The sequence below is a fragment of the Coprococcus sp. TM115-187 genome (genome assembly GCF_027679115.1).
Lineage (GTDB): Bacteria > Bacillota > Clostridia > Lachnospirales > Lachnospiraceae > Allocoprococcus > Allocoprococcus comes.
The window spans coordinates 155,524-162,972 of record NZ_JAQEKS010000006.1 but is presented as its reverse complement, the minus strand read 5'-3'; the positions used below and the strand labels follow the sequence as shown (position 1 = coordinate 162,972).

General features: G+C 42.5%; 5 protein-coding genes. All 5 read right to left on the bottom strand.

The features are described 5' to 3' along the window. Positions 1-738 precede the first annotated feature (738 nt). The 5 genes from radA to hcp all read right to left on the bottom strand — a co-directional run bounded on the left by radA (position 739) and on the right by hcp (position 7,361). Entirely contained in the window at positions 739-2,097 is a 1,359-nt protein-coding gene (radA, locus tag PGW42_RS06800) for a DNA repair protein RadA (RefSeq protein WP_117557034.1), read from the bottom strand. Positions 2,098-2,254: 157 nt separating this feature from the next. Continuing rightward, the gene (locus tag PGW42_RS06795) at positions 2,255-2,665 is read right to left on the bottom strand and encodes a hypothetical protein (protein WP_008368562.1); all 411 of its coding nucleotides are present in this window, start codon (positions 2,663-2,665) and stop codon (positions 2,255-2,257) included. Positions 2,666-2,766: 101 nt separating this feature from the next. Then, the gene (locus PGW42_RS06790) at positions 2,767-5,214 is read right to left on the bottom strand and encodes an ATP-dependent Clp protease ATP-binding subunit (RefSeq protein WP_270203326.1); all 2,448 of its coding nucleotides are present in this window, start codon (positions 5,212-5,214) and stop codon (positions 2,767-2,769) included. A gap of 25 nt (positions 5,215-5,239) precedes the next feature. Beyond that, positions 5,240-5,614, bottom strand: a complete 375-nt coding sequence (locus tag PGW42_RS06785) for a GntR family transcriptional regulator (protein WP_008368566.1) — start codon at positions 5,612-5,614, stop codon at positions 5,240-5,242. A 196-nt stretch (positions 5,615-5,810) separates the two neighbouring features. Then, positions 5,811-7,361 carry a hydroxylamine reductase gene (hcp, locus tag PGW42_RS06780; protein WP_442872430.1) on the bottom strand — a complete coding sequence of 517 codons (1,551 nt, stop codon included), beginning with the start codon at positions 7,359-7,361 and terminating at the stop codon, positions 5,811-5,813. Positions 7,362-7,449: the final 88 nt, after the last annotated feature.

The window sequence follows — 7,449 nt, the reverse complement described above, 5'->3', positions numbered from 1 at the left end:
TTTCATGCGACAGCTTTTATATTATATCAAAGTGTTTCATGTTTGTCAACAACTTTTTTTATTTCTTTTTTGCTGTTGTGAAGCAGTTCCTCACGCGACAGCTTATTTAGAATAGCATATTCATCAAGGCTTGTCAACAGCTTTTTGATTTCTTTTTGCAATTTACTTTTTTCAAAGTTTTCGTCTGAATATTCCCATACTCACGCTCGAATTTTTATGCAAAACTTTTTATTTTTCATCCGCTCTGCCTCTGCATGCCACTCCTTAGTCTCTGTCTCGACCAGCGAACATATGGTATGTTACCACGGCTTTCCTGAATTGTCAATGTTGTTTTTATATTTTGCGCAATTCAGAATATTCTGACATTTTTTGCGTCTCAGTTCAGTCCTCCGTTTAAGTAAGCTATTTCCTTACTCGCCAGAATCGGAATCTTTAAAGGCCTTTAACTTTTATAATTTCGTAATTGCTATGATACTAGGGTCAAAAGGTCAGAAAGCCGATGCAAGCTTGCTTGCAAGAGGATTTTTGACCTCTTAACCCGCCAAAAACATGAGTAAGTAGCCATTTTTCAAAGAAAAATGAGCGGATTACGAATGTTTTTGAGGATTGCGAGAGTGCAAAGCACGTAGCAATCTGGTATCAAAGGGGTCAAAATACCTTTTGACTCCAACATCATTGCTATGTAAAAGAGGGAACAGAAATTATCTCATCTATCCTGTTTCCTCTTTACATGTTCTCCTACTCAATCAGTCCGATTGCCTCGTTAATGCTTTTCACTCCAATGATTTTGATCCCACCAATACTCTTCACGCTATCCAGAGATACTTCTGGCACAATACACGTCTCAAATCCAAGCTTCTTCGCCTCTGCCACCCGCTGTTCCGGCATATTTACCGCACGGACTTCTCCACTTAATCCAACTTCTCCAAACACAATCGTCCGTTCATCAAATGGTCTGTTCTTATAGCTTGATACGATCGCCATCACGATTCCAAGGTCTATCGCGGGTTCATTGATCTTGATACCTCCGGCAATATTTACATAGGCATCATAATTTCCAAGATGATATCCAATCCTTTTTTCCAAAACCGCCATCAGAAGGTTCACCCTGTTGTAATCTGTTCCTGCTGCTGTTCTTCTTGGCATTCCAAAATTGCTTTCGCATACCAGCGCCTGGATTTCCAGCAAGATCGGACGTGTTCCTTCCATAGAACATGCCACAACAGATCCAGATGCATTTTCCGGGCGCCCATTCAGCATAAATTCTGATGGATTTTCCACCTCCCGAAGACCATCTCTTCGCATTTCAAATACACCAATCTCATTCGTCGAACCAAAACGATTTTTCACTCCTCGAAGAATCCGGTAAGATGCATGCCTGTCTCCTTCAAAATACAGAACCGTATCTACCATATGTTCCAATACTCTTGGACCGGCGACAGTTCCTTCTTTTGTAACATGTCCGACAATAAAAATCGAAATCCCAAGCCCTTTCGCAAGCTGCATCAGCGTATTTGTTGCCTCTCTGACCTGCGACACACTTCCCGGTGCGGAACCGACTTCTTCACTGTACATTGTCTGAATCGAATCAATGATCACGGTATCTGGTTTTTCCTTTTCAATCACATTGCGGATCAGTTCCAGATTAGTCTCACAAAGCAAAAGCAGATGATCATTAAATTCTCCCATCCTCTGTGCACGCAATTTAATCTGGCGAAGCGATTCTTCCCCTGATATATACAAAACCTTTCGTTCTTTTTTTGCCAGTTTCTGACACACCTGCAGGAGCAGCGTTGATTTACCGATTCCCGGATCACCACCTACTAAAATAAGGGAGCCCGGTACGATTCCGCCTCCCAGTACACGGTCCAGTTCTTTAATCTCGGTTGTCACACGCTCTTCATTCTCTGTCTTTACTTCGGACAATGGTACAATATGAATCTCTTTTGCCGCTTTAACCGCTGCCGTTTTCGACGTTGTCACACGCTCTTCCACGAAAGAGTTCCATTCCTTGCACATCGGGCACTGTCCCAGCCATTTTGATTCTTCATGCCCACAATTCTGGCAGAAAAAAACCGACTTTTTTGCCTTCGCCATACTCCATCTCCTTATCTATCTTAAAAAATTACCAACTGCTTCTCTTGCCTGTTCCCAGTTTATATACTTTCGGTAAAGAAAGAGCCTGCCGAAGCAGACTCTTTTACTTTTCTTAAATACCTATGTACTTCAGACAACCCTTGTTATAATCATTGTCCTACTTTCTTACGACCTTGATCTCAACGCTTTCTTTTCCAAGTTCCGCACTTACACTAAGCTTTGCGCTTAAGTTTGTCTTCATATCACCAACATTCATATCATTCATATATACGATATAGTCTGTATCCGGTTCAAGTTCCAGTGTGATCTGTGCATCTCCTGTCCCTGATACCTTGAATGAGATCACATCTTCTGATACTTCAAAATGCTCTACTGCAGTTCCCGGAACAGATTCATATACGAACATTCCATTCTTTTCAAGCTTTGTAATCTCTTTAAATGTCTTTACTTTATATATATCTCCCTGAAATTCAAATCCATCCTTTTTTGTCTTTGTATCCAGAGTGTAATCACCGAAACTGAGTGTTCCGTCTAATTCACTTCTGATAAGTTCTTTGACTACTGTCATTGTTCAAATCCTCCTAATGGTCTTTCTCTTTCGACTTGTGGACTGTGAATTTTCCACATCCGAACCGTTTTTCTTATTATATAATAAAACTTCTTCTTTTGCTAGCTGTTTATCTCTCTGACTGTAAATTTTATTTCCTTTTTAGAAATACCGGCTTCCACATGGTCTCCACGTTTGATCTCACCATTCAAAAGTGCTTCCGCAAGTTTGTCTTCCAACTGACTCTGTACTGCCCTTCTCAGCGGTCTTGCACCATACTTCTTGTCACTTCCGGTCTCAACGATATGCTTCTTCACAGAATCACGCACAACCAGTATAATTTCAAGCTGCTCTTTTGCTCTCTGCACAACTTCTTTACACATCAGCCCTACGATCTTCTTCATATTGTCCTCATTCAGCGGATGGAATACGATGATCTCATCAATACGGTTCAGGAACTCTGGGCGGAATAACTGCTTTACTTCGTCCATCACATTTGCTTTCATACGCTTGTAATCCGCCTTCTGGTCTTCCTGCTGGGTAAATCCAAGCTTCTTCGGTTCAATGATTGCCTTGGCACCTGCATTGGACGTCATAATGATAACCGTATTGCGGAAATCTACTTTTCTTCCCTGCGAATCCGTAATATGTCCGTCATCCAGTACCTGAAGTAAAATATTAAACACATCCGGATGTGCTTTCTCAATCTCATCAAACAAAATGACAGAATATGGATTTCTGCGTACTTTTTCGCTGAGCTGTCCGCCATCCTCATGTCCCACATACCCCGGAGGCGATCCGATCATCTTGGATACACTGTGCTTCTCCATATATTCGGACATATCTACCCGGATCATATCCTCTTCATTGCCAAAGAGTGCTTCTGCAAGAGCTTTGGAAAGCTCCGTCTTTCCGACACCTGTAGGACCAAGGAATAAGAATGAACCAATCGGACGTGCCGGATCTTTCAATCCAACTCTTCCTCGTTTTACCGCTTTGGAAAGTGCCTGGATTGCCTCTTCCTGACCAATCACACGCTTCTCCAGTGTTTTATCCAGCTTTTTCAGGCGTTCGCTCTCAGATTCATTCAGTCTTGTTACCGGGATTCGTGTCCACATGGAAATTACATCCGCAACATCTTCTTCAGTTACCGGAACTTTTTTCTTTTCATTCTTTTTATTGAAACGCTTTTTCGCCTGCTCTAATTTCTTTTCTGCTTCCTTCTGTTCTCTATGGAGCTTCGATGCTTTTTCGATATCTCCTGCTTTCAGCGCCACTTCTTTTTCCTGCTCCAGCTTTCCACAGCGGATTTCTGTCCCAACAATATTCTCCGGCACTTTAAATCCACGAAGTTTTACTTTTGAACAGCTTTCATCCAACACATCAATTGCCTTATCCGGAAGGAAACGGTCATTGATATAACGGCATGACATATGTACTGCCGCTTTCAACGCATCCTCTTCGATCTCTACATCATGATGAGCCTCATATTTTTCTTTCAGGCCTTCCAGGATCCGGATACACTCGTCTTCTGTCGGTTCTTCAACCGTAACCGGCTGGAATCTTCTTTCCAGAGCCGCATCCTTCTCAATATACTTGCGGTATTCCGTAAGAGTTGTTGCACCGATCAGCTGCATCTCCCCTCTTGCCAGAGATGGTTTCAGAATATTGGATGCATCAATCGCGCCCTCTGCACCACCGGCACCGATAATGGTATGAAGTTCATCTAAGAAAAGGATAATATTGCCCGCCGTCTTTACCTCACGGATCAGTTTTTTCATGCGCTCTTCAAATTCACCACGATACTTGGAGCCTGCAATCATCCCCGGAAGATCCAGCACCATGATCCGCTTATCTTTCATGCTTTCCGGAACAATTCCTTCCGCGATCTGTCTTGCAAGTCCTTCCACGATTGCTGTTTTACCGACTCCCGGCTCTCCCACAAGGCACGGATTATTCTTGGTCCGTCTGCTCAGGATCTCCATGATACGTGCAATTTCTTTTTCACGTCCAATAACCGGATCCAGCTTTCCTTCTCTTGCTTCCTGTGTCAGATCCGTACTGTACTGGTCTATAATTCCGCCAACAGTTTCCCCATCCTTCTGATTTTCCATATACTCTTTCGGATCAATTCCCGCCGCAAGCAGAAGCTCCTGAAAAAGTTTTTGAATATTTACATTCAGGGTCATCAACATACGGGTAGCCACACAATCTCCATCTTTGAGCATTGTAAGCAGAAGATGTTCGGTTCCGACTTTTTCAGATGCAAGCTGCGCTGCCTCATTCTGGCTTTCTTCCAGAATATATCGAAGTCTCGGACTGTACTCCAGATGCTTTCTTTCCTTCTTAGCTGCCTCAGGAGCAGATACAAGGATATCCATTGCTTTTTCCATCTGTTCTTCATCGACTTTATTCTTATCAAGCACCTGCCCTGCAACTCCGGTAAAAACCCTCTTAAGCCCGAAAAGAAGATGTTCTGTCCCAACATATGGATGCTTCAGTTCGGCTGCAATCTTCCGTGCCATATTCAGCGCTTCCTGCGCCTGCCTTGTATATTGCTTTTCTGCCATATAATTTTAGTCTCCTTTTTTCAATCTATCTCTGTTCATAATCTGCATAGATCTCGTCTACCAGTTCATGAACTTCTTCTTTCGTAATGTTTTTGCAACTTCCTTTTGCCAGAAGTACCCGAAGCTGCTCTTTCAGATCCTGCAAAGCTTCCAGCTTATCTTCATCAATACAGATCACCGCACCTCTTCGTCTGTCAAGCTGAAGAAAACCTTCCTGCCGCAGGACATTGTATGCCTTATTCACTGTATGCATATTGATTCCGATATTATCTGCCAGCTGTCTCACAGACGGCAAAGTATCTCCTTCATGAATCGTCGAAGTGGCAATTCCCATAATGATCTGATTCCTGAGCTGTATATAAATCGCCTCATCACTGTTAAAATCAATTTCAATCAGCATAAAACGCACTCCTTTTTCTATTGTACCGGCATCGCCATTGTTATATTCATGTTAGCACAGACGACACTTTTTGTAAAGAAAACAGTATGTAAAAAAGCACTACCTCTTCTTACTCACACTTTTTTGTGCTTTCCGTTTCAGAAGTAATGCTTTTCATTTCTTATTTCCGATTTCTTTTTCTCACGTTCAAACCTCTTCAACCTAAAATTTTCTTCAGATCCTCATCTACTGTACTGATCGGGGTAATCTGATACTCTTGTACCAGGTAATTCAGAACATTCGGTGACACAAACGCCGGAAGCGTCGGACCCGGGTAAATATTTTTGATTCCGAGCGCCAGAAGTGTCAGCAGAATCGCAACCGCTTTCTGTTCATACCATGACAGAATCATAGACAGTGGAAGTTCATTTACCTCACACCCAAACGCTTCTGCAAGAGCAATTGCAACTTTAATCGCACTGTACGCATCATTACACTGTCCCATATCCAAAATTCTTGGAATTCCCTCAATTTCTCCGAGCCTTAGATCATTCAATCTGTATTTTCCACATGCCAGCGTCAGGATGATTGTATCCATCGGTGTCTTTTTCGCAAATTCCGTATAGTAGCTCCGACCTGGTGCTGCGCCATCACAGCCTCCGATCAGAAAGAAATGCCTGATTTTCCCCTGCTTTACCAAATCCACGATCTTTCCTGCATTTTCCAGAACTGCGTTGTGTGCAAATCCGGTCATCACGGTTGTTCCTCCATTAATCCCTGTCATCGGATGATCTTCCGGATATCCACCGCATTCCAATGCTTTTGCAATAACCGGTGTAAAATCTTTGTCCGCACCAATATGAACCATCTCCGGATAAGACACCACCGAAGTTGTAAACACCCGGTCTGCATAGCTCTGTCTGACCGGCATCAGACAATTTGTCGTAAATAAAATTGGCGCAGGAATATTATGGAACTCAAATTGCTGACTCTGCCAGGCCGTTCCGAAATTGCCTTTCAAATGCGGATATTCCTTTAATTTTGGATATCCGTGTGCCGGAAGCATTTCACTGTGCGTATAAATATTGATGCCTTTATCTTTTGTCTGCTCCAGAAGCAGCTTCATATCATGCAGATCATGACCACTGACTACAATAAACGGTCCCTTTTCTATCGTAAGCGGAACTTCTGTCGGAATTGGATCTCCATAGCTTTCCGTGTTTGCTTTATCCAGAAGTTCCATGCAGCGCAGGTTGATTTTACCGGTTTCTATGACTACCGGAAGCAGTTCTTCCATCCTTTTTTCTTCTCCCAGAATCCTCATTCCCTTATAAAAGAAATTCATAATCTCCGCATCCACATATCCCAGTGCCCATGCATGATAAGCATATGCCGCAGTCCCTCGTAAGCCAAACAAGATCAATGACTTTAACGAACGGATATCTTCCGGTGCCTCCCAGATCTTCTGTACATTATAAGCATCTTTTCCTGGTTTTCTGTTTTCTGCTTCTTCTCTGATCTCATCTGACAGTTTTTTCACTGTATCACTGTTGAAATTTACATTTGTAATCGTGGTAAACAGACCTTTTAACATCAGTTCATCCGAAGATCTGCTTCTTTCATTTTCTGTAACTGCCCTTGCCAGCCGGATCAGTTCACCAGTCAGTTCATCTTGAAGATTTGCTGTATCCGACTTTTTCCCACATACACCTGTATGTCCTTCACAGCCCGTGTTATGAGCGGTCTGCTGGCATTGAAAACAAAACATTTCTTCCATTTCTTTTTCCTCCATGTTTTTTTAATAGCATGTCAAAATATAGAAAATCTATACCGGAAGAACATTTTTCTTTATTATT